The organism is Variovorax boronicumulans (assembly GCF_040544675.1).
In the GTDB taxonomy this organism is placed as follows: Bacteria; Pseudomonadota; Gammaproteobacteria; order Burkholderiales; family Burkholderiaceae_C; genus Variovorax; species Variovorax boronicumulans_D.
In genome coordinates this window covers 403,623-422,662 of the sequence record NZ_JBEPKK010000004.1, presented here as the reverse complement: position 1 = coordinate 422,662, position 19,040 = coordinate 403,623, and the positions used below count along the sequence as shown (strand labels likewise).

General features: G+C 67.8%; 20 protein-coding genes. 8 read left to right on the top strand and 12 right to left on the bottom strand.

Annotation, left to right across the window (positions count from 1 at the left end; translation table 11 throughout):
- Nucleotides 1–5 precede the first annotated feature (5 nt).
- From urtD to ABIC90_RS10585, 5 genes are all read left to right on the top strand, one after another.
- Nucleotides 6–749, top strand: a complete 744-nt coding sequence (urtD, locus tag ABIC90_RS10605; protein WP_354354059.1) for an urea ABC transporter ATP-binding protein UrtD — start codon at nucleotides 6–8, stop codon at nucleotides 747–749.
- Nucleotides 750–1,100: 351 nt separating this feature from the next.
- Nucleotides 1,101–1,790 (top strand): urea ABC transporter ATP-binding subunit UrtE, encoded by a 690-nt coding sequence (urtE, locus tag ABIC90_RS10600; protein WP_354354098.1) that lies wholly within the window; start codon nucleotides 1,101–1,103, stop codon nucleotides 1,788–1,790.
- A 24-nt stretch (nucleotides 1,791–1,814) separates the two neighbouring features.
- Nucleotides 1,815–3,047 carry a formamidase gene (gene fmdA, locus ABIC90_RS10595; protein WP_354354058.1) on the top strand — a complete coding sequence of 411 codons (1,233 nt, stop codon included), beginning with the start codon at nucleotides 1,815–1,817 and terminating at the stop codon, nucleotides 3,045–3,047.
- Between the two features lie 13 nt (nucleotides 3,048–3,060).
- Nucleotides 3,061–3,411 carry an FmdB family zinc ribbon protein gene (locus ABIC90_RS10590; protein WP_354354057.1) on the top strand — a complete coding sequence of 117 codons (351 nt, stop codon included), beginning with the start codon at nucleotides 3,061–3,063 and terminating at the stop codon, nucleotides 3,409–3,411.
- A 151-nt stretch (nucleotides 3,412–3,562) separates the two neighbouring features.
- On the top strand, nucleotides 3,563–3,913 hold the full coding sequence (locus ABIC90_RS10585; RefSeq protein ID WP_354354056.1) for an alpha/beta hydrolase: 351 nt from the start codon (nucleotides 3,563–3,565) through the stop codon (nucleotides 3,911–3,913).
- A gap of 84 nt (nucleotides 3,914–3,997) precedes the next feature.
- On the opposite strand, the gene ABIC90_RS10580 is transcribed toward ABIC90_RS10585, so the two are convergent.
- Nucleotides 3,998–4,690, bottom strand: coding sequence for a class I SAM-dependent methyltransferase (locus ABIC90_RS10580; RefSeq protein ID WP_354354055.1), 693 nt, complete (start codon nucleotides 4,688–4,690; stop codon nucleotides 3,998–4,000).
- 168 nt (nucleotides 4,691–4,858) lie between these two features.
- On the opposite strand from ABIC90_RS10580, the gene ABIC90_RS10575 reads away from it, so the two are divergent.
- Nucleotides 4,859–5,215, top strand: coding sequence for a hypothetical protein (locus ABIC90_RS10575; RefSeq protein WP_354354054.1), 357 nt, complete (start codon nucleotides 4,859–4,861; stop codon nucleotides 5,213–5,215).
- Between the two features lie 10 nt (nucleotides 5,216–5,225).
- Here ABIC90_RS10575 and ABIC90_RS10570 read toward each other — a convergent pair whose 3' ends face one another.
- From ABIC90_RS10570 to ABIC90_RS10555, 4 genes are all read right to left on the bottom strand, one after another.
- Nucleotides 5,226–7,532 (bottom strand): glycoside hydrolase family 3 N-terminal domain-containing protein, encoded by a 2,307-nt coding sequence (locus ABIC90_RS10570; protein ID WP_354354053.1) that lies wholly within the window; start codon nucleotides 7,530–7,532, stop codon nucleotides 5,226–5,228.
- Nucleotides 7,533–7,565: 33 nt separating this feature from the next.
- Nucleotides 7,566–8,441 carry a bile acid:sodium symporter family protein gene (locus ABIC90_RS10565; RefSeq protein WP_354354052.1) on the bottom strand — a complete coding sequence of 292 codons (876 nt, stop codon included), beginning with the start codon at nucleotides 8,439–8,441 and terminating at the stop codon, nucleotides 7,566–7,568.
- 95 nt (nucleotides 8,442–8,536) lie between these two features.
- Nucleotides 8,537–9,304 carry a class II aldolase/adducin family protein gene (locus tag ABIC90_RS10560; protein ID WP_354354051.1) on the bottom strand — a complete coding sequence of 256 codons (768 nt, stop codon included), beginning with the start codon at nucleotides 9,302–9,304 and terminating at the stop codon, nucleotides 8,537–8,539.
- Between the two features lie 26 nt (nucleotides 9,305–9,330).
- Nucleotides 9,331–9,921 (bottom strand): HD domain-containing protein, encoded by a 591-nt coding sequence (locus ABIC90_RS10555; protein WP_206178764.1) that lies wholly within the window; start codon nucleotides 9,919–9,921, stop codon nucleotides 9,331–9,333.
- A gap of 123 nt (nucleotides 9,922–10,044) precedes the next feature.
- Between ABIC90_RS10555 and ABIC90_RS10550 the strand changes: the two genes are divergently transcribed.
- Nucleotides 10,045–10,767: a Crp/Fnr family transcriptional regulator gene (locus ABIC90_RS10550; RefSeq protein ID WP_354354050.1), complete on the top strand. Its 723-nt coding sequence runs from the start codon at nucleotides 10,045–10,047 to the stop codon at nucleotides 10,765–10,767.
- Here ABIC90_RS10550 and ABIC90_RS10545 read toward each other — a convergent pair.
- Together ABIC90_RS10545 and ABIC90_RS10540 are read right to left on the bottom strand one after the other, a co-directional pair.
- Complete coding sequence (locus ABIC90_RS10545; RefSeq protein ID WP_354354049.1) at nucleotides 10,707–12,314, bottom strand: MFS transporter; 1,608 nt, start codon at nucleotides 12,312–12,314, stop codon at nucleotides 10,707–10,709. The genes ABIC90_RS10550 and ABIC90_RS10545 overlap by 61 nt on opposite strands.
- Before the next feature lie 3 nt (nucleotides 12,315–12,317).
- Nucleotides 12,318–12,869: a GNAT family N-acetyltransferase gene (locus ABIC90_RS10540; protein ID WP_354354048.1), complete on the bottom strand. Its 552-nt coding sequence runs from the start codon at nucleotides 12,867–12,869 to the stop codon at nucleotides 12,318–12,320.
- 72 nt (nucleotides 12,870–12,941) lie between these two features.
- Here ABIC90_RS10540 and ABIC90_RS10535 point away from each other — a divergent pair, with 72 nt between their 5' ends.
- Complete coding sequence (locus ABIC90_RS10535; RefSeq protein WP_354354047.1) at nucleotides 12,942–13,820, top strand: LysR family transcriptional regulator; 879 nt, start codon at nucleotides 12,942–12,944, stop codon at nucleotides 13,818–13,820.
- An 18-nt stretch (nucleotides 13,821–13,838) separates the two neighbouring features.
- On the opposite strand, the gene ABIC90_RS10530 is transcribed toward ABIC90_RS10535, so the two are convergent.
- The 5 genes from ABIC90_RS10530 to ABIC90_RS10510 all read right to left on the bottom strand — a co-directional run bounded on the left by ABIC90_RS10530 (nucleotide 13,839) and on the right by ABIC90_RS10510 (nucleotide 19,000).
- Complete coding sequence (locus ABIC90_RS10530; protein WP_354354046.1) at nucleotides 13,839–15,005, bottom strand: ABC transporter substrate-binding protein; 1,167 nt, start codon at nucleotides 15,003–15,005, stop codon at nucleotides 13,839–13,841.
- A 181-nt stretch (nucleotides 15,006–15,186) separates the two neighbouring features.
- Nucleotides 15,187–15,942: a tRNA (guanosine(46)-N7)-methyltransferase TrmB gene (gene trmB, locus ABIC90_RS10525; protein ID WP_354354045.1), complete on the bottom strand. Its 756-nt coding sequence runs from the start codon at nucleotides 15,940–15,942 to the stop codon at nucleotides 15,187–15,189.
- Nucleotides 15,939–16,853 carry a tRNA glutamyl-Q(34) synthetase GluQRS gene (gluQRS, locus tag ABIC90_RS10520; RefSeq protein WP_354354044.1) on the bottom strand — a complete coding sequence of 305 codons (915 nt, stop codon included), beginning with the start codon at nucleotides 16,851–16,853 and terminating at the stop codon, nucleotides 15,939–15,941. The genes trmB and gluQRS overlap by 4 nt, the downstream gene beginning before the upstream one ends.
- A 12-nt stretch (nucleotides 16,854–16,865) precedes the next feature.
- A complete protein-coding gene (locus tag ABIC90_RS10515) occupies nucleotides 16,866–17,948 on the bottom strand; it encodes an NAD(P)/FAD-dependent oxidoreductase (protein WP_354354043.1) in 1,083 nt (360 codons plus the stop codon).
- A 98-nt stretch (nucleotides 17,949–18,046) separates the two neighbouring features.
- On the bottom strand, nucleotides 18,047–19,000 hold the full coding sequence (locus ABIC90_RS10510) for a LysR family transcriptional regulator (RefSeq protein WP_354354042.1): 954 nt from the start codon (nucleotides 18,998–19,000) through the stop codon (nucleotides 18,047–18,049).
- Between the last annotated feature and the right edge of the window lie 40 nt (nucleotides 19,001–19,040).

Genomic DNA, 19,040 nt, shown 5'->3' with positions numbered 1-19,040 from the left:
CATTCATGAGCAACACCGACTTCGCACTCGCCGTGGAAGACCTCACCGTCTCCTTCGACGGCTTCAAGGCCATCGACGACCTGACGCTGTACATCGACAAGAACGAGCTGCGCGTGATCATCGGCCCTAACGGCGCCGGCAAGACCACGCTGCTCGACCTGATATGCGGCAAGACGCGCGCCAGCGCCGGCAGCATCAAGTTCAAGAACACCGAGCTCACGAAGATGGCCGAGCACAAGCGCGTGCGCCTGGGCATCGGCCGCAAGTTCCAGACGCCGTCGATCTATGAAAACCTGAGCGTGTTCCAGAACCTGGAGGTGTCCTTCCCCAAGGGCCGCTCGGTGTTCGGCGCATTGGCGTTCAAGTGCGACGACGAGGTCAAGTCGAAGGTGCAGGCGGTGGCCGACGACATCGGCCTCGCGGACAAGCTGCGGACCGAAGCGGGCCTGCTGAGCCACGGCCAGAAGCAGTGGCTGGAGATCGGCATGCTGCTGATGCAGGAGCCCGAGTTGCTGATGCTCGACGAGCCCATCGCCGGCATGAGCGCGCGCGAACGCGAGCTCACGGCCGAGTTGCTCAAGCGCATTTGCCAGAACCGTGCGGTGATCGTCATCGAACACGACATGGCCTTCGTCAAGCAGATCGCGCACAAGGTCACCGTGATGCATCAGGGAAAGATCCTCGCCGAAGGGCCGATGGAGAAGGTGCAGGCGGACCCCAAGGTCATCGACGTTTATCTGGGGCACTGATGAAGTCTTGTTCCTCGATTCTTCGCACAGGCCATTCGGGGCGCGATCACGCCGACGGTGTGCTCTGCTCCGCGAATGTCCCCCGCCCTTCGGGCTCCTCCTTTATTTCGCTGCGCAGAGCACACCATCAGCGCGACCGTCATTCAGAGCGGTCGTTGAACGGCGAAGCACCAACAGTGCGTCCAGGTGCACAGAGCACTGGGTGCTCCCCGCAGCGAAATCAAGGAGGAGGGCGAAGCCCGGGGGACATTCGCGGAGGGGAGTACCCGGTGCTCTGTGCACACGCCCTGAACAACAGCGCCAACAACAACAGCGCCAACAACAACAGGAGCCACTGACATGAGCAACATCATGCTGAAGGTAGACGACCTGCACACCGCCTACGGCCAGAGCGAAGCACTGCACGGCATCTCTTTCGTGGGCCACGCCAACGAAACCGTGGCCATCATGGGCCGCAACGGCATGGGCAAGACCACGCTGTTCAAGAGCCTGATGGGCGTGCTGCCGATCAAGAGCGGGCGCATCGAAGTGGCGGGCCAGGACGTGTCGCGCGACGAGAGCTTCAGGCGCGTGGCCAAGGGCATCGCTTACGTGCCGCAGGGCCGCATGATCTTTCCGACGCTGACGGTGGAAGAGAACATCCAGACCGGCCTGGAGAACTCGAAGACCAAGCGCATCCCCGAAGAAATCTACGCGCTGTTCCCTGTGCTGTGGGACATGAAGCGCCGCAAGGGCGGCAACCTCTCCGGCGGCCAGCAACAGCAGTTGGCCATCGCGCGCGCACTCGTCACCGACCCCAAGGTGCTGCTGCTCGACGAGCCCACCGAAGGTATCCAGCCTTCGATCATCAAGGACATTGCCAAGGCGCTCAACGAGATCCGCAAGCTGCGCGGCATCACCATCGTCGTGTCCGAGCAGGTGCTGAGTTTTGCGATGGACGTGGCCGACCGGCTCTTCGTCATCGAAGGCGGGCGGCTGGTGCACGAGACCGCGCGCGACAAGACCGATATCGATCACATCAAAGCCTATCTCTCTGTCTAACCACAACCCCAGGAGCCACTGCAAATGACGGACACGCTGATCAAGGTCGACCTGACCAAGTCCCCCACCGAGAACGAGAACATCCACAACCGCTGGCACCCGGACATTCCGATGGCCTGCTGGGTCAACCCGGGCGACGACTTCATCCTCGAAACCTTCGACTGGACCGGCGGCTTCATCAAGAACAACGACAGCGCCGACGACGTGCGCGACATCGACCTGAGCACCGTGCACTACCTCTCGGGCCCGGTGGGCGTGAAGGGCGCCGAGCCCGGCGACCTGCTGGTGGTCGACCTGCTGGACATCGGCGCCAAGCAGGACAGCCTCTGGGGCTTCAACGGGTTCTTCTCGAAGAAGAACGGCGGCGGCTTTCTCACCGATCACTTTCCCGAAGCGCAGAAATCGATCTGGGACTTTAAGGGCATGTTCACGAGTTCGCGCCACATTCCGGGCGTCAACTTCGCGGGCCTGATCCACCCCGGGCTCATCGGCTGCCTGCCCGACAAGCCCATGCTCGACATGTGGAACACGCGCGAGCAGGCCCTCATCGACACCGACCCGCACCGCGTGCCCGGCCTGGCCAACCCGCCGTTCTCCGGCACCGCCCACATGGGCAAGATGACCGGCGAAGCCCGCGACAAGGCCGCGGCGGAAGGCGCGCGCACCGTGCCGCCGCGCGAGCACGGCGGCAACTGCGACATCAAGGACCTGTCGCGCGGCTCGAAGGTGTTCTTTCCCGTGTATGTGGACGGCGCGGGCCTGAGCGTGGGCGACCTGCACTTCAGCCAGGGCGACGGCGAAATCACCTTCTGCGGCGCCATCGAGATGGCCGGGTGGGTGCACATGAAGGTCACGCTCATCAAGGGCGGCATGGCCAAGTACGGCATCAAGAACCCGATCTTCAAGCCCAGCCCGATCACGCCGCAGTACAACGACTACCTGATCTTCGAAGGCATCTCGGTGGACGAGAGCGGCAAGCAGCATTACCTGGACGTGAACGTGGCCTATCGCCAGGCGTGCCTGAACGCCATCGAGTACCTGAAGAAGTTCGGCTACTCGGGCGCGCAGGCCTATTCCATCCTGGGCACGGCGCCGGTGCAGGGCCACATCAGCGGCATCGTGGACGTGCCCAACTCGTGCGCCACGCTGTGGCTGCCCACGGGCATCTTCGATTTCGACATCAACCCCAACGCATCGGGGCCGGTGAAGATGATCGACGGCAGCATCGACATGCCGCTGTCGCACGACCTGCGCTGAACCGGAACAAACCATGCCGACCTACGACTACGCCTGCGGGCAGTGCGGCGGCTTCGATGCGCTGCGGCCTTCGGGCCAGCGCGACGAACCGGCCGCGTGCCCCGACTGCGGATGCGCGTCGCCGCGCGTGTTCACCGCCGCGCCGAGGCTCGCGCTCATGGCCGCGGATACGCGCAGTGCCATGGCCACCAACGAGCGTGCGCGGCACGAGCCCGGAAGCTCGCGCGACTACGCGCGCTTCAAGCATCCGGCGGGCTGCGGCTGCTGCTCATCATCAGGCGCGTCGCGTCGCAGCGCGACGGTGACCGCACCCAACGGTGCCAAGTCGGCGCCGTCGAAACGGCCCTGGATGATTTCCCACTAAGGCTGCGCTGACAGTCGGGCGCCGCAACCAGCCCCGGGCAATTCCCGATTGTTTCAATCCCGTGAACGCCGCGATTCCTTTTGCGGGCGTTTTTCAAGGGGCTTCAGGATCACACTTCATCTCACCAACCAACCGATTGAAGGAGATTGAAATGAATGCCTCGAAGATCCTCGCCGCTGCTGCCCTCTCGCTCCTGGCTGCCGCCGGTGCCCACGCAGAAACCTACGACGGTGTGCACACCGTGAACTCGACGGTGTCGCGCGCCGAAGTCGCATCGCAAGCCGTTGCCGCCGCACGCGCCGGCAACGAATACGGTGACGGCGCAAGTGCTGGCGCACAAGCCTTCAACTCGACAGCCGACCGCGCAACCGTTCAAGCCGAAGCTGTTGCCAAGGCCCACGACCCGCTCGCCAGCCTGGACCGCCGCGCCTTCTACCGCGACGAAGTGCCGCAGGCCTACAAGAAGCCCAGCGTGTCGTTCACGCGCCAAGCGGGCCTCTGAGCGAGCGTTTGATTGCCGGTCGTCCATCGATGACCGGCGCGATGCAGAAAGGGCCTTCGGGCCCTTTTCTCGTTGCTGCGGCCTTCAGGCTTGCCGCGCCCGCGGCTTGCTGTAGGTCAGCAGCCTTCCCCGGTAGGCCACACGGTGCGCTGAAGCGCGTTGATCGAGCCGCTCTTCGCACATCCCGAAGCCCTCGTCGGCCATCTGGCGGTTGAAGGCCGGCCTGTTGCCGCGGTCCGGGTCCACGATCCAGACCTCAGCGGCGGGGCTCGCATGCCGTCCGATGAATGCAGCCAGCAACCCGCTCGCATCGCGCTCGTAGAGCAGATCGCTGCCGATGATGAGGTCGAACCTGCCGTGCACGTCGCCCTCGGTGTTCATCTCGCGCATCCCCCAGTGCCCGCGCCGGTACTTCATCGGCGGCAGCGCGTTCAGGCGCAGGTTTTCCAGCAGAAAGCCCGCCGCCAATGGATGGCAGTCGCTTGCGGTCATGTCGTTGCCGCGGCGGTGCCCGACCAGGCTCGCGAGCGCAAGGCCGCAGCCGATCTCGAGCACGCGCGCGCCGATGACCACAGGATGCGCCGCCATGCGCGCGGCCAACTGCGCGCCCGAGGGCCACAGCAGCCCGAACATCGGCCATGCCGCTGAAGAGATGCCCTGCGCCGCGGCGGCACCCAGGGGGTCGGAGAACTGCTGGCGGTCGAGCAGCGACCGGATGACCAGGTCATCGGCACCCGCGATGGCGATGCGTTCCAGCTTGATTTGGTAGCCCGGCATCGGAGAGGGGCGGGGCCTCGCGGGCGAGGCCCTCGAAGCAGCAAAGGAGGCCCAGTATGCGCGCCGGCGCGCCGGGGGTCTTCTCACGCGGGTCTAAGCAAGTTCTCACAGCCCGGTAAGAGGGCGGGCCTAGAGTGAAAACATCATCATCACTCCAGGAGACGCCTTATGAAAGCTCGTACTGCCGCCCTCTGCATTGCCGCCGTGCCGGCGCTGGTGCTGGCCTCGTTCGCGCATGCGAACGGGTTTGCCGATCCCGACTATCCGCAGATGTCGCACTCGACCCAGTCACGCGATGCGGTGGCCGCGGAAGCGGTGCGCGCCAACACCGGCATCCATCCGACCGAGGTCGCCGAATCGCAGGTGGCGCCGCCGGTGGTTGGCGCCGATCGCGCGCAGGTCCAGGCCGAAGCGGTCCGCGCCAACAACGGGATCCACCCGACCGAGGTTCCCGAATCGCAAGTGGCGCCATCGGTGGCATCGGCGAACCTGGCTTCGTCGACCGCGACCGCAAGCGGCGAGTGAGCCGCGCGGCTCACTCCCGCGTGAGCACAAAGCGCTTGCGAATGCCCCCCGCCGCCGAAGGCGCCACCCACAGGTCGAACTCGCCCGGCTCGACCGTGGGCTTCAGGTCGCGGCCGATGAATTCCAGGTCGACGGCCGCGACGGTGAACTCGACCACCTTCGACGCGCCGGGCTCGATGCGCACCTTCTGGAAGCCCTTGAGCTCGCGCACCGGTCGCGTCACGCTGGCGGCGCGCTGCGACAGGTAGAGCTGCACCACTTCTTCGGCGTCGCGCATGCCGGTGTTGGTGACGGTGGCGCGCACGCGCAGGGTGTCGCCCATGGTCATGCGGTCCTGGCTCAGCTCCACGCTGTCGTAGCGCACCGGCGCATAGCCGATGCCGAAACCGAAGGGGTAGAGCGCCTCGTTCGTCGCATCCACGTAGCGCGTCTTGAAGGACGTGCCCGGCGCCCCTTCAGGCGAAGGCCGGCCGGTGCGCTTGTGGGCGTAGTAGTAGGGCACCTGGCCGGCTGTCTGCGGAAAGCTCACCGGCAGGCGGCCCGAAGGGTTGAAGTCGCCGAACAGCACGTCGGCGATGGCATGGCCCGTCTGCACGCCGAGGAACCAGGTCACCAGGATGGCGCGGGCGTTGCGCACCGCGCCCTTGAGCGCCATCGCGCGGCCGTTGCTCAGCAGCACCACCACCGGCTTGCCGGTGGCGGCCACGGCCTCGGCCAGGTCCTGCTGCGCCTGCGGCATGCCGATGTCGCTGCGCGAACGCGATTCGCCCGACAGCTTCTGGCTCTCGCCGATGGCCAGCACCACCACGTCGGCATCGCGCGCGGCGGCCACCGCGGCCTCGATGCCGCCGGGCAGCGGCGACTCCACGTTCGAACCCCGCACGATGGTCAGCGACGAGCCCGCGCCCAGTGCGGCGCGCAGCCCTTCGTCGATGCCCACCGGCGCCGACTGGCCAGGGAACAGGCTCCAGGAGCCCATCAGGTCTTTGGTGCCTTCGGAGAAGGGGCCGATCAGCGCGATCTTCGTGCCGGCCTTGGGCAGCGGCAGCAGCTTGTCTTCGTTCCTGAGCATGACGATGGAGCGGCGCGCATCTTCGCGGGCGAGCGCGATGAACTCGGGGTTCTCGGCGCGCTTGTCGGCCGGCGGGCCGTCCAGGCCGCGGAAGGGGGCGTCGAAGAGGCCCAGCTTCTGCTTGACGTGCAGCACGCGGCGCACCGCCTCGTCGAGCCGCGCCATCGGCACTTCGCCGGACGCGACCAGGTCGGGCAGGTGGCGCATGTAGAGGCCGCTCTGCATGCTCACGTCGGTGCCGGCCATGAAGGCCCGCTTGGCGGCTTCGCGGCTGTTGGCGGCGTAGCCGTGCTCGATGAGTTCCTCGTCGGCGGTGAAGTCGGACACCACGAAGCCCTTGAACTTCCATTCGTCGCGCAGCACGCCGGTGAGCAGCGCGCGGTTGGCGGTCGAGGGGATGCCGCCGATCTCGTTGAAGCCGCTCATGACCGAGAGCGCGCCCGCGTCGATGGCCGCGCGGAACGGCGGCAGATACACCTCGCGCAGCGTGTGCTCGGAGATGTCGCTCGCGTTGTAGTCGAGCCCGCCCTCGGCCGCGCCGTAGGCCGCGAAGTGCTTGGGCGTGGCGAGCATCGAATCGGCGTTCGACAGGCTGCTGCCCTGGAAGCCGCGCACCCGCGCGGCGGCGAACTGGCGCGCGAGGTAGGGGTCTTCGCCCACGCCTTCGAGGCCGCGGCCCCAGCGCGCGTCGCGCGCGATGTCGACCATGGGCGCGAAGGTCCAGCGAAAACCGTCGGTCGTGGCCTCGACCGCCGCGGCGCGCGTGGTGCGTTCGGCCAATGCGGGCTCCCAGCTGGAAGCCTCGGCCAGCGGCATCGGAAAGATCGTGCGAAAGCCGTGGATCACGTCGGCGCCGAAGATCAGCGGAATACCGAGGCGCGATTCGCGCACCGCGATCTGCTGCAGCCGCAGCTTGCCTTCCAGGCCCGCGTTGTTGAAAAGGCCGGTGAGGCGGCCTGCGCGCACGTCGGCGGTCTCCTGCTGGCCGTTGCGCCACGCGACCTGCGGATTGTTGGGGATGTTGATGTCGGCGGGGCCGTAGAGACTGAGCTGGCCGGCCTTTTCCTCGACGGTCATGCGCGCGATCAGCGATTCGATGCGTGCATCGGCCGCATGGGCCGCATCGGGCGAGGCCGCCGGTGCGGGGTCACCCGGGGCGGGGGCGGCTGAAGCGAGGGGGAGAAGGCAGGCAATGGAGAGGAGCGCTGCGAGAGCGGGCACTAGGGCGGTTTTTCTGACGTGCATGGCCTCCTATTCTGCAGACAAAGCCGGCCGGCCTCAGACAGGCGGGCTTGCGGACCGGCCGCGCCGCAGCAGCAACCATCCGAAGAGCGGCGCGGTGATGTACATCACCACCGAGTAAATGGCCGCCGGCAGGGCGAGCGGAAAGCTCCCCAGCACGCTCACCGCGATGAAGATCGCCAGCGTGGAGTTGTGGATGCCGATCTCGTAGCTGATGGCGGTGGCCAGCGGCTTGTCCAGGCCCGCGGCGCGGCTGAGGTAGTAGCCGGCGAGCAGGCTGCCCAGGTTGAACAGCAGCACCGGCAGGCCGATCTCGGCGAAGGTGGCGGTGATGGTCTTCCACTCGTTCGCGATCGCGAGCACCGTCACCACCGCAAGCACCACGCCGCTGAAGATCTTGGTCGGCTTCTCCATGCGCGCGGCGAAGCCGGGCTTGCGCGAAGCCACGAACATGCCGACGGCCACCGGCACCAGCACGATGGCGATCACCTCCACCAGCTTGCGCGTCTGCAGCGGCACCACCTGGCCGCTCTGCGCGAAATGGCCGATGGCCCAGTTGGCGATGAGCGGCAGCGTGACGATGGACAGCAGCGTGTTCACGGCGGTGAGCGAGATGTTCATCGCCACGTTGCCGCCGAAGAGGTGCGAGAAAAGGTTGGCCGAAATGCCGCCCGGCGAAGCCGCCAGCAGCATCAGCCCGATGGCGAACACCGGCGAGAGCCCGAAGCCCACGATGATCCCGTAGCAAAAAATCGGCAGCCCGACGACCTGCAGCACCAGCGCGATGGTCACCGCCTTCGGATGCCTGAAGAGCCGCCTGAAGTCGACCAGCGAGAGCGACAGCCCCAGCCCGAACATCACGAGCGCGAGTGCGCCGAACAGGAACCGGGTCACGATGAGCGTGGTGTCCATGGTTTTCTTGTCTCCTCTTTCGTTCTTCTAAAAAAATGGCTGCCTGCACCCGTCGCGAGGGCGCTGGCAGCCGTGGAAACCGGGACCGGCCGGGCTTATTGCTTGTAGCTGTCGTCGAGGCGGTCGAGTTTTCGGATCAGCGAAGGCCAGACGAACTGGCCGCCCATGCCGCCGGTCTGCACCTTCATCGCCTGGCCCACGCCTTCGACGATCTTGGGGTTGACCTGCGTGAGTTCGCTGCCGCCGGACTGCGCGGCGATCTGGATCTGGCAGGTGTTCTCGAAGGTGTACATCGACAGGAAGGCGTCGGCAATGGTCTTGCCGCAGGTCAGCAGGCCGTGGTTGCGCAGCATGAGGAAGTTGGCGTGGCCCATGTCGGCCTGCAGGCGCGGCTTCTCGTCGTCGCGGAAGGCCACGCCTTCGTAGTCGTGGTACGCCAGCGAGGCCAGCACGAAGGTCGATTGCTGGCTGATGGGCAGCACGCCGTTCTTCTGCGCGCTCACCGCGATGCCGGCCTTGGTGTGGGTGTGCAGCACGCACTGGATGTCTTCGCGCGCGGCATGCACCGCGCTGTGGATCACGAAGCCGGCCGGGTTCACCGGGTAGGGCGAATCGATGATCTTGTTGCACTGCTGGTCGACCTTGACCAGGCTCGACGCGGTGATCTCGTCGAACATCAGGCCGTAGGGGTTGATCAGGAAGTGATGCTCGGGGCCGGGCACGCGCGCGCTGATGTGCGTGAACACCAGGTCGCTCCAGCCGTAGAGCGCCACCAGGCGATAGCAGGCGGCGAGGTCGACGCGCAGTTGCCACTCTTCGGCGGAGACGAGCTTCTGGATTTCGGATTGGGAGTTTGCGTTCATGGTCGTGTGTCCTTTGTCGTGGGGGCTCAGGCGGTGGCCGGTTCCTTGAGCACGGTCTTGTAGATGCTTTGCTTGGGTTGCGCCATCAACCGGCGCAGCATGGGCTCGAATTCGCCGATCGGCAAGGTTTCTGCCTTGGGGTCGAAGGCGGGGTTGTCGTAGAGCGCGCAGAACTCGGCCGTGCGTTCGTAGTGCGGGTGGTCCTTGAAGTTCTCGCGCATGTCGCGGTCCAGCCCGATGTGGTGAAAGAAGTAGTGGCCCTGGAAGATGCCGTGGTGCTGCACCATCCAGTGGTTGGCCTCGCTCACGAAGGGCTTGAGGATCGCGGCGGCAATGTCGGGGTGGTTGAAGCTGCCGAGCGTGTCGCCGATGTCGTGCAGCAGCGCGCACACCACGTACTCCTCGTCGCGGCCGTCGCGCAGCGCGCGGGTGGCGGTCTGCAGCGAGTGGGTGTAGCGGTCGACCGGAAAGCCGCCGTAGTCGCCTTCGAGAATCTGCAGGTGCTTGATCACGCGGGCGGGCAGGCCGCCCGCGAACTGCATGAACTCGCCGCCGATCAGTTGCCAGTCTTCGCGCGTGCTCTCCTGCATGCTCTTGAAACTTGCGCGTGCGTTCATGGGTGGGTCTTTCTTTGGTCTTGTGTTCGTGGGGTGACGGTCACTGTAGACCCGGGCTTGACGCTCAACTGTCAAGAATTTGACAATGCAGGGTGCTGGTAAACCCCCGCTCACCTTCGTCCCATGCCTCCTTCCCCCAAGCCCCGGCTCTCCGCCCCGCACCGTGCCGCGCTGGAGCGCAACACCTGGTTCACCAGCATGCCGCGCGCGCAGCGCGATGCGCTGGTGGGGGCGGCCGAACTCATCCATGTGCGGCGCGGCGCCATGGTGTTCCGCCAGGGCGACCCGATCCACGCGTCGGGCGGTGGCTTCTACGGGCTGGTGGCGGGCACGATCAAGATCTCGTCGCTGCGCCGTGACGGGCGCGAGGCCATCCTGGCGATGCTGGAGCCGGGCATCTGGTTCGGCGAGATCACGCTGATCGACGGCTCGCCCCGCACCCACGACGCCACCGCGCTGGAAGCGCTCGACCTGCTGGTGGTGCCGCCCGACGCCTTTGCGCGGCAGATGCGCGATGTGGTGTTTTCCAACGCCATTGCCGCCATGCTGGCCGCGCGCGTTCGCATGCTCTACGGCTTGACCGAAGACGCCACGCTGCGCAGCCTGCGCGCGCGGGTGGCGCACCGGCTGCTGGTGCTGGCGCGCGGCGACGCCACGCAGTCGGTGGACGTCCGCCGCGCGGTGGTGCTGTCGCAGGAGGCGCTGGCGATGATGCTCGGCGTGACGCGGCAGACCCTGTCGAAGGAGCTGAACGCGCTGGCGGGCGAGGGCGTGCTGGGGCTGGGCTACGGGCGCATCGAGCTGTTGTCGCTCGATGCGCTGCAGCGGCTGGTCAGTACGGGCTGAGGTTGTTGCTGCCTTGTTCCAGCTTGCGATGACTGCGGCAGCCGCTGTGGCTTGTTCTTCGCCAACCACCCCAGTGCGGCGACCGAGCCCGCGGCCGCCACCACGATCAGCACGGCCACCACCATCACCGCGGCGAAGGCCTGGTCGAACGCGCCGTGCGCGAGCGCGATGAGTTGCGAGGCCACCTGCGGCGGCAGCTTTTCGGCCGCCAGCAGCGCAGCGTCGATGCCGTCGCTGGCGGATGCCGGAACGGCCAGCCCCGTCGGCACGGCAAACGACGCCGTGTAAATCGACGACAGCACGCTGCCCAGCAGCGACACGCCCAGTACCCCGCCCAGTTCGTACGAGACCTCTTCGATCGACGCGGCCATGCCCGCGCGCTCGGCCGGCGCGTTGTTCATGACCGCGTTGGACGCCGCGGTGATGGTGATGCCCGCGCCCAGCCCGAGCAGCAGCAGCACGCCCAGCCTGTGCAGGCCCTGCGCGTCGGCGGACAGGGCCAGTGCGCACAGCGCCAGCGCCGTGGTGAGCAACCCCAGCAGGATGACCGGGCGCGAGCCCACGCGCGCCAGCAGCAGCCCCGCGAAGGGCCCCGCCACGAAGGCGGCCAGCGGCAGCGGCAGCATGGCCAGGCCCGCCTGCAGCGGCGTCAGGCCGGCCACCAGTTGCAGCCGCTGGCTGAAGACCAGCTCGACACCGATCAACGACACCGACGCCACGATGGCCGCGATGACGCCGCCCGAGAAATACGGATTGCGGAACAGCTGGAAGTCGATCAGCGGTGCCGCGCTGCGCCGCTGGCGCCGCACGAAGACGAAAATGGCGAGCGCGGCCAGCGTGCCGGTGACGGCGGCCGTGGTGAGCGACGGCGCGTACTTTGCGAATTCCTTGATGGTCAGCACCAGGCACACCAGCGCGGCCAGCACTTGCACCGAACCGATGAAGTCCCACGGCCGGTTGCTGCCGGTCGGGCGTTGGCGCGGCAGCAGCCACAGGCCCGCCGCCAGCGCGAGCACGACCACAGGCACGTTGATCAGAAAGACCGAGCCCCACCAGAAATATTCGAGCAGCACGCCGCCGATGACCGGGCCGAGCGCGGCGCCGCCGGAGGCGACCGAGGCCCACACGCCGATGGCCACGGCGCGTTCGCGCTCGTCGGGGAAGGCCAGCCGGATGATGGCCAGCGTGGCCGGCATCATCATCGAGGCGCCCACGCCCAGCAGGGCGCGCGCCGCGATGAGCGCGCCCGCGCTCGGTGCATAGGCCGCGCACAGCGAGGCCACGCCGAACACCGACAGGCCCGCAATGAACATGCGCCGGTAGCCCACGCGGTCGCCCAATGCGCCCATGCCCAGCAGCAGGCCGGAGACGACGACGGTGTAGGCGTTGATGATCCACAGCTTGCCGGAGGCCGATGCGCCGAGGTCGTGCGTGAGCGTGGGCAGTGCCGTGTAGAGCACGGTCATGTCGACCACGATCAGCAGCAGCGCCGTCGAGACGATGGCCAGCGTGAGCCATTTCCTTGCGGTGTCTGTCATGTGCGTCATGGCTCAGGCCTCCCGTCCGTCGAGTTCCTTCAGCATGGTGACGGACACGGGTGTGCAGCCGTGTGCCTTGAAGAAGCGGTGTGCGTCTTCATTGCCGATGCCGCTTTCGAGAAACAGCCGCGCGATGCCGCGCTGCCGCAGGTCGGCGCAGAGCCAGTCGAACATCTGCGTGCCGAGGCCTGTGCCCTGGAATTGCGCATCGACGATGAGGTCGTCGAGCGTGGCGAAGCTGCGCGATGCGCGCCTGGCCTGGTCGATGGACACCAGCGCGATGCCGGCCAGCGTGCCGCCGCTGCGCGCGGCCATGACCAATGCGTTCGACGTGGCCGGCGGTTGCGCCAGTGCATGGCGCACCTGGGCCAGCAACACGTCGGGAAGATCGGTGCGCCATTCGCCGATGGCGACGGCACGCTGCTCCTGAAGCTCGGAATGCGAGATGTAGTGCGGGCTCAAATGCCGCAGGAACAACGCGGCAATGGCGTCGGCCTGGGCGGGGTCGTTGCACCAGCTCAGCTCGAAGGGTGCAAGGTCGGTAGGGATGCGGGAAATCGTCATGGACGCATGTTGCCCCACTAAAATGGATGAATAAAGATGAAAATCATCAACAAAATAGATGGGTAGATCGCCATGGAATGGACCGTCGATCAGCTGCGCCAGTTCGTCACGACCGCCGAGTGCGGCTCGTTCTCGGCGGCGGCACGCCACCTGGGCAAGGCGCAATCGGCCGTCAGCACGGCCATCGGCCTGCTCGAGGTCGACCTGGGCGTGGCGCTGTTCGACCGCTCGCGCCGCAACGCGCAGCTGTCCGAGGCGGGCCAGGTGCTGCTGCTCGAAGCGCGCGAGCTGCTGCGGCAGGCCGAGCAACTCGACCAGCGCGCGCGCTCGCTCAACGCGGGCAACGAAGCCGCGCTGTCGCTGGCTTTCGACGAGGCCTTGCCGTACACGGCCATCGGCACCCTGATGCGAGAGATTTCGGCGAAGTTTCCTAGCCTCGAACTCACCGTGCTCAACGGCACCGCCACCGAAGTGGCCGACTACGTGGAGCAGGAGCGCGCCAGCGTCGCGTTCCATTTCGATCGCGGCCCGGTGCGGCCCAGCTTCGACCTGCGGCACATCGGCAGCGTGCCGCAGGGCGTGTTCGTGGCCAGCGACCATCCGCTGGCCGACGGCCGCACCGTTCGGCGCCAGGACCTGGTGCGGCACCGGCAACTGCTGATGCACGCCGACGACGTGCACGAGGTGGCCTACAGCCCCAGGGTCTGGCGCTGCGACAGTTTCTACAGCACGGCCGAGATGGTGGCCGACAACCTCGGCTGGGCGGTGCTGCCCGTCAACATCGCGCGCTACGAGGGCTTTCGCAAGGCCTTGCAGGAAGTGCCTTGCCCGTCGCTGGCGTTGCCCCGGCTGTCCGTGCGCATGCTGCGGCTGCAGGGTCGGCCGCTGGGCGCCACGGCCTCGTATGTGCAACAGCGCTTCACCGAGCTGCTGCGCGACAGCCCGGAGTGAAAGCGCGGGTGCGCCTTCTTAGCGGAGCACGCGTCCGTCGGCCGAAATGCTGATCAGGTCGATGCTGCGCACGTTGTCGCGCAGGCCCGGCCGCAGGTTGATGCGGAAGCCGCCCACGTCGTAGTCGGTCATGGCGGTCATCGTGCGTTGCAGCGTTGCCGCGTTGAAGCCGCGGCCGGCGCGGCGCACCGCTTCGCCCACCGTCTTGGCCGCGATGAAACCTTCGAGTCCTTCGTACGAGGCGGTCTGGTCGGAGTTGTCGACCGCCGCGAGGTACTCCTTGACGATCGGAATCGCCGAGGGCCGCGGCGAGGGCACCACCTGCGAGATCACGATGCCGCCGATGTCCTTGCCCAGTTCCGCATACAGCGGGTCGATGCCGACGATCGAGAAGGCCATGAAGCTGCCGGTGTAGCCGCTCTTGCGCAGCTTGCGGATGGCGCTGGCCGTGGTGCCGGAGAGCGACACCAGCACGATGGCCTGGGGAGATTTCTGCTGCACGTCCTTCAGGGCTGCGTCCAGCTTGTCGCCGCCGGCGGGCACCAGCGCCGTGGCCACCAGCGGCGTGAGCTTGAGTTCGGTGATGGCCTGCTGCACGGCCGCGAGGCCCGCGCGGCCCATGGCGTCGTCGTCGCCCACGAAAGCCACGCGGGTTTGCCCCACGGTGGCGCACTGGCGCACGATTTTGAGGGCCTCGTCGATCATGCCGGGCCGCACATGGAACACGTTCGGATGCTCGGGGCCGCGCAGCGCATCGGAGGCCGCGAAGGGCGCGAAGAGCAGGCTGCCTTCCTTGGCGGCCACGGCCGCGCCGGCATCGCTGCTGGCGGTGCCTACAAAGCCGAACAGCAGGTCGGCCTTCTGCGTGGTGAGCAGGGTGCGCGCGTTGGCGGTGGCACGGGCGGCCTCATAGCCGTCGTCCAGCTGCACCAGCTTGAGCTGCAGCCCCGTGCTCGCGTTGCGCTCGTTGAAGTCGCTCACCGCGAGCCGGCTGCCGGCCGCGAAGGCGCTGCCGATTTCGGCGGCGCCGCCGGTGAGCGGCACCGATTGCCCCAGCAGCACCACGCGCGCACCGCCGGGTGGCCGGGCTTGTTGCGCCCATGAAGTGGATGAAAGGCCGACGCCGCTCCCGACGAGCAGCGCGCCATATGCCTGACCCAGCCATTGCCTGCGTGACGTGTTCATTCGCCGCCCTTTGTGAAAATTAGTAAAAAAGTGTAGCAATTTCAAGGCCAGGGCGATAGGCGTGGCTGCTACTAATTTCCTACGAGCCAGGGCAGAAGCGTGAAAAGTTGCGCAGGATGGCGCGGCCCGGCGGTCGGCGCCGATGCCGAAGGCGATCAAGCGCCTCGGTCAGGCGCGTCCGTCAGGCGCGCTCGAACACCAGGTCCCACACGCCGTGGCCCAGCTTGATGCCGCGGTTCTCGAACTTGGTGAGCGGGCGGTATTCCGGCTTCGGCGCATAGGCCTCGGCGGTGTTGCGCAGCAGCGGCTCGGCCGCCAGCACCTCGAGCATCTGCTCGGCATAGGGCTGCCAGTCGGTGGCGCAATGGATGTAGCCGCCGGGGCGCAGGTGCTGCGCCAGCTTGGTCACGAACTCCGGCTGGATCAGCCGGCGCTTGTTGTGGCGCTTCTTGTGCCACGGGTCTGGAAAGAACACATGCACGCCGGCCAGCGTGCCGGGCTGCAGCATGTGGTCGAGCACGTCGACCGCATCGTGCGCGCAGATGCGGATGTTCGAAATCGACTGCTCGCCGATGCGCTTGAGCAGCGCACCCACGCCGGGCTCATGCACTTCGCAGCAGAAGAAGTTGGTCTCGGGTCGCACCGTGGCGATGTGCGCGGTGGCCTCGCCCATGCCGAAGCCGATTTCCAGCACCGTGGGGGCGGCGCGTCCGCCGAAGGCGGCCGTCAGGTCCAGCGGCTCCGGGGTGTACGGGATGAGAAACAGCGGGCCCAGTTCGGCAAAGGCGCGCGCCTGGCCGTCGGTGGTGCGGCCGGCGCGCTTCACGAAGCTCTTGAGGCGGCGGTGCAGCGGATGCGGCTTGTCCGCGCCAGCGCTGTCGTCTGTGTTTTCGTCGCTGGGCGGGAGGTCGTGGGGCACGGTGTCGGAAGAGGTCATAGGGGCCGCGAATTGTAGAGAGCGCGCCATTCCGGCACCCAGGCAGCGAGCGCGGCGCTGCAGGATGCGGCCGTGGCGGCCTGCAGCCCGAGCACGCGCGCGGCCGCATCCAGCGCCGCCAGGGCGGCCTCGGGCGATGCGGTATCGATGGCTGCGGCACCGTTCTGCTTGGAGAGCTTGTCGCCGTCGGCGCCCCGCACCAGCGGCGTGTGCAGGTAGCCGGGCGTCGGCAGGCCGAGCGCGCGCTGCAGCAGGATCTGGCGCGCGGTGTTGTCGGCCAGGTCTTCGCCGCGCACCACGTCGGTCACGCCCTGTTCGGCGTCGTCCACGACCACCGCGAGCTGGTAGGCCCAGGGGCCGTCGGCGCGGCGCAGCACGAAGTCGCCAACGTCGCGGCCGACGTTCTGGTGCTGCTCGCCGAGGCGGCGGTCGGTCCAGCGGAGTTCGCCGGGCTGCGTCGATTCGAATTTTTCCGCGGCAAAGCGCCAGGCCCGCGCGGGCTTGCCGTGCAGGCCGTCGCGGCAGGTGCCGGGGTAGACGCGCTCGCCATGGCGTTCGTGCCGCCGGCCGAGCCGTTCGAGCGCGTTGTCGATGTCCTTGCGCGAACAGCCGCAGGGGTAGGCCAGGCCCAGGGCCTGCAGCTTCCGCATGGATGCGTCGTAGTGCGCCGTGCGCTGCGTCTGCCACACCGGGGTTTCGTCGGGCAGCAGGCTGCAGTCGGCGAGCTGCCGCAGCATGTGCTCGCCCATGCCGGGCAGGCAGCGTTCGGTGTCGGCGTCCTCGATGCGGATGAGCCAGCGCGCCTGCGGTCCGCGGGCGCGCACGTCGAGCCAGCTGGCCAATGCGGCCACCAGCGAGCCGGCGTGCAGCGGCCCGGTGGGCGAGGGCGCGAAACGGCCGGTCTCACGCATCCCGCGGATCGGTCAGATGACTGCAAGCGCCAGTGAAAGGCCCGAGAGGAAGGCGTCTTCGACCCGGTGCCCGGTGCACCAGTCGCCGGCCACGCCGATGCGGGCCTTGGCGTCCCAGAGGTGGGTCTTGCCGACGGGCACCTGCGTCTGGGCTTCGGCCCAGCAGCGCGTTTGCGCATGCGAGGGCACGGCGTGGATGCCGGTGATCTCGGCGAAGGCGCGCAGAAGCTTGGCCTCCACGCGCGGCGCGTCGTCGCGCAGATGTTCCTGCGACCACGCGGCGCTGGCCTGCAGCGTCCAGCGCTCCACGCGTTCGCGGCCGGGCTTGGACGATTCGCGCGCGAGCCAGGCCACGCGGTGGTGGGTGCTGCGCGCCGCGTTCCATTGCGGCCCGAGGTGCGACATGTTGGCCTGGTTGGCCTGGGGAAACGCGATCATCAGCGTCCAGCAGGGCGCGATGCGCACCTGTTCGATCTTCTGGCTGAGCGATGCGGAGAGCTTGCCGTCGCCCAGCAGCACGCGGGTGCGCGAAGGCGGCACGGCGAGCAGCACCGCATCGAAGCCCGAGTACACATGCTGCGAATCGTCTTCGCCGGAGGTGCGCAGTTGCCAGCGCTTGGGGTTCAGCGCATCGGGCTCGATCTGCGTCACTTGCGTGCCGGTGACGAGGTTGCCGGCCAGCGGCGCGGCCCAGTGGGCGACCAGCGCGTCCATGCCGGGCTGTGCGACCCAGTGCGACTCGCGGCCGGGCAACGCGGCCTCGGCCACGCGGCCGTGGGCGTCGAGCACCCGCACGAGGTTGGCGCTCCAGGGGCGGCATAGGTTGGGCGTGGCTTCCAGGGCCAGTGCAAAGCGCGGGTCTCGCACGGTGAAATATTGCGCGCCGCTGTCGAAGCGGCCGAAGGCTGTGTCGATGCTTGCCATGCGGCCGCCCGGCGAGGCCTCGCGCTCGAACAGCGTGACCTTGTGGCCGGCCTGCACCAGGGTGCGCGCGCAGGCCACGCCGGCGATGCCGGCGCCGACGACGGCGTAATGGCGAGGGGCGGCGGGAGTTCGGTGGCGGTCGGTCTTTTTTGCAGTTGCGCGAGTGGTCATGACGGACTCTTTTCTTTGGAGGAGGGATGCAAGGAATGTGTCCGCACTCTACATCGGTCTGCGAGGGCGACAGGAGGGCGCAGCCTCAGGGTGTTTACTCATCGCCCCCGGTGCCGCTCGAGCAGCGCGCGCCGCGTGGCTTCATGCTCGAACTGCGCAAGCCACCACTCGAGCGCGCGCCCCGGCCCACCCGCGCTGCGCACGCGCCATGCGCAATGCATGGTCGCCAGCGGCGGCGTGCGCTCGGTCTTGCGCTCCACCAGGTGGCCCGCCTCGATGTACGGCCGCGCCATCGGCTCGGGCAGAAAGCCGCCGCCCAGCCCATGCAACTGCGCGGCCAGCTTGGCCTGCATGCTGGGCACGGTGAGCACGTCCTGCCCGCCCACCAGGTTGACCGTCATGCTCGGCCCGCTGCGCACCGAATCGGCTGCGGCCACCGCCCGGTGGCCGCGCAGCACCTCGTCGCTCAAGGGCTCTGGAAGGCGCGCGAGCGGATGGTGCGGCGCCACCGCGTACACGAAGCACAGCTCGCCGATGGGCCGGCTGCGGATGCCGGTGGCCGTGAAGGCCAGGCTCGCGGCATCCAGCACGGCACCGATGGCCAGGTCGGCCTCCCCGCTGGTCAGCGCCTCGATGGTGCCCAGCAGCGTCTCGTCGCGCAGCTTGAGCCGCGTGGGCGGATCGAGCGCGAAGAAGGCGGTGGCCAGGTCGAGCAGCGGGTCGCGCGCGATCACGCTGTCGACCGCGATGGTGAGCATCGGCTCCCAGCCGGTGGCCACGCGCTTGACGCGGTTGGCCACCGCATCGATCTCGTTGAGCAGGCGCGTCGATTCGCGCAGCAGTTCGGCACCGGCCTCGGTGATGCGCGCCTGGCGCGCGCTGCGGTCGAACAGCAGCACGTCGAGCGCGTCTTCGATCTGGCGCACCCGGTAGCTCAGCGCGCTGGGTACCAGGTTGAGCTCTCGCGCGGCGCCGGCAAAGCTGCCGGTGGCGGCCACGGTCTGCAGCATCGCGAGCGCGTCGGGGGTCAGTACGTCTCTGGCGCTGGGCATGGCGGCTCCATTGATCAAAAAATTTGAATGATGCCATCAA

Bases quoted from the DNA above. Each gene is read 5' to 3' on its own strand.
- gluQRS (WP_354354044.1), bottom strand. From the start codon at position 16,853: ATGCGTGAGACCGGCCGTTTCGCGCCCTCGCCCACCGGGCCGCTGCAC.
- fmdA (WP_354354058.1), top strand. From the start codon at position 1,815: ATGACGGACACGCTGATCAAGGTCGACCTGACCAAGTCCCCCACCGAG.
- ABIC90_RS10515 (WP_354354043.1), bottom strand. From the start codon at position 17,948: ATGACCACTCGCGCAACTGCAAAAAAGACCGACCGCCACCGAACTCCC.
- ABIC90_RS10570 (WP_354354053.1), bottom strand. From the start codon at position 7,532: ATGCACGTCAGAAAAACCGCCCTAGTGCCCGCTCTCGCAGCGCTCCTC.
- ABIC90_RS10580 (WP_354354055.1), bottom strand. From the start codon at position 4,690: ATGCCGGGCTACCAAATCAAGCTGGAACGCATCGCCATCGCGGGTGCC.
- urtE (WP_354354098.1), top strand. From the start codon at position 1,101: ATGCTGAAGGTAGACGACCTGCACACCGCCTACGGCCAGAGCGAAGCA.
- urtD (WP_354354059.1), top strand. From the start codon at position 6: ATGAGCAACACCGACTTCGCACTCGCCGTGGAAGACCTCACCGTCTCC.
- ABIC90_RS10585 (WP_354354056.1), top strand. From the start codon at position 3,563: ATGAATGCCTCGAAGATCCTCGCCGCTGCTGCCCTCTCGCTCCTGGCT.
- ABIC90_RS10550 (WP_354354050.1), top strand. From the start codon at position 10,045: ATGCCTCCTTCCCCCAAGCCCCGGCTCTCCGCCCCGCACCGTGCCGCG.
- ABIC90_RS10575 (WP_354354054.1), top strand. From the start codon at position 4,859: ATGAAAGCTCGTACTGCCGCCCTCTGCATTGCCGCCGTGCCGGCGCTG.
- ABIC90_RS10560 (WP_354354051.1), bottom strand. From the start codon at position 9,304: ATGAACGCAAACTCCCAATCCGAAATCCAGAAGCTCGTCTCCGCCGAA.
- ABIC90_RS10555 (WP_206178764.1), bottom strand. From the start codon at position 9,921: ATGAACGCACGCGCAAGTTTCAAGAGCATGCAGGAGAGCACGCGCGAA.
- ABIC90_RS10530 (WP_354354046.1), bottom strand. From the start codon at position 15,005: ATGAACACGTCACGCAGGCAATGGCTGGGTCAGGCATATGGCGCGCTG.
- ABIC90_RS10565 (WP_354354052.1), bottom strand. From the start codon at position 8,441: ATGGACACCACGCTCATCGTGACCCGGTTCCTGTTCGGCGCACTCGCG.
- ABIC90_RS10545 (WP_354354049.1), bottom strand. From the start codon at position 12,314: ATGACGCACATGACAGACACCGCAAGGAAATGGCTCACGCTGGCCATC.
- ABIC90_RS10510 (WP_354354042.1), bottom strand. From the start codon at position 19,000: ATGCCCAGCGCCAGAGACGTACTGACCCCCGACGCGCTCGCGATGCTG.
- trmB (WP_354354045.1), bottom strand. From the start codon at position 15,942: ATGACCTCTTCCGACACCGTGCCCCACGACCTCCCGCCCAGCGACGAA.
- ABIC90_RS10535 (WP_354354047.1), top strand. From the start codon at position 12,942: ATGGAATGGACCGTCGATCAGCTGCGCCAGTTCGTCACGACCGCCGAG.
- ABIC90_RS10590 (WP_354354057.1), top strand. From the start codon at position 3,061: ATGCCGACCTACGACTACGCCTGCGGGCAGTGCGGCGGCTTCGATGCG.
- ABIC90_RS10540 (WP_354354048.1), bottom strand. From the start codon at position 12,869: ATGACGATTTCCCGCATCCCTACCGACCTTGCACCCTTCGAGCTGAGC.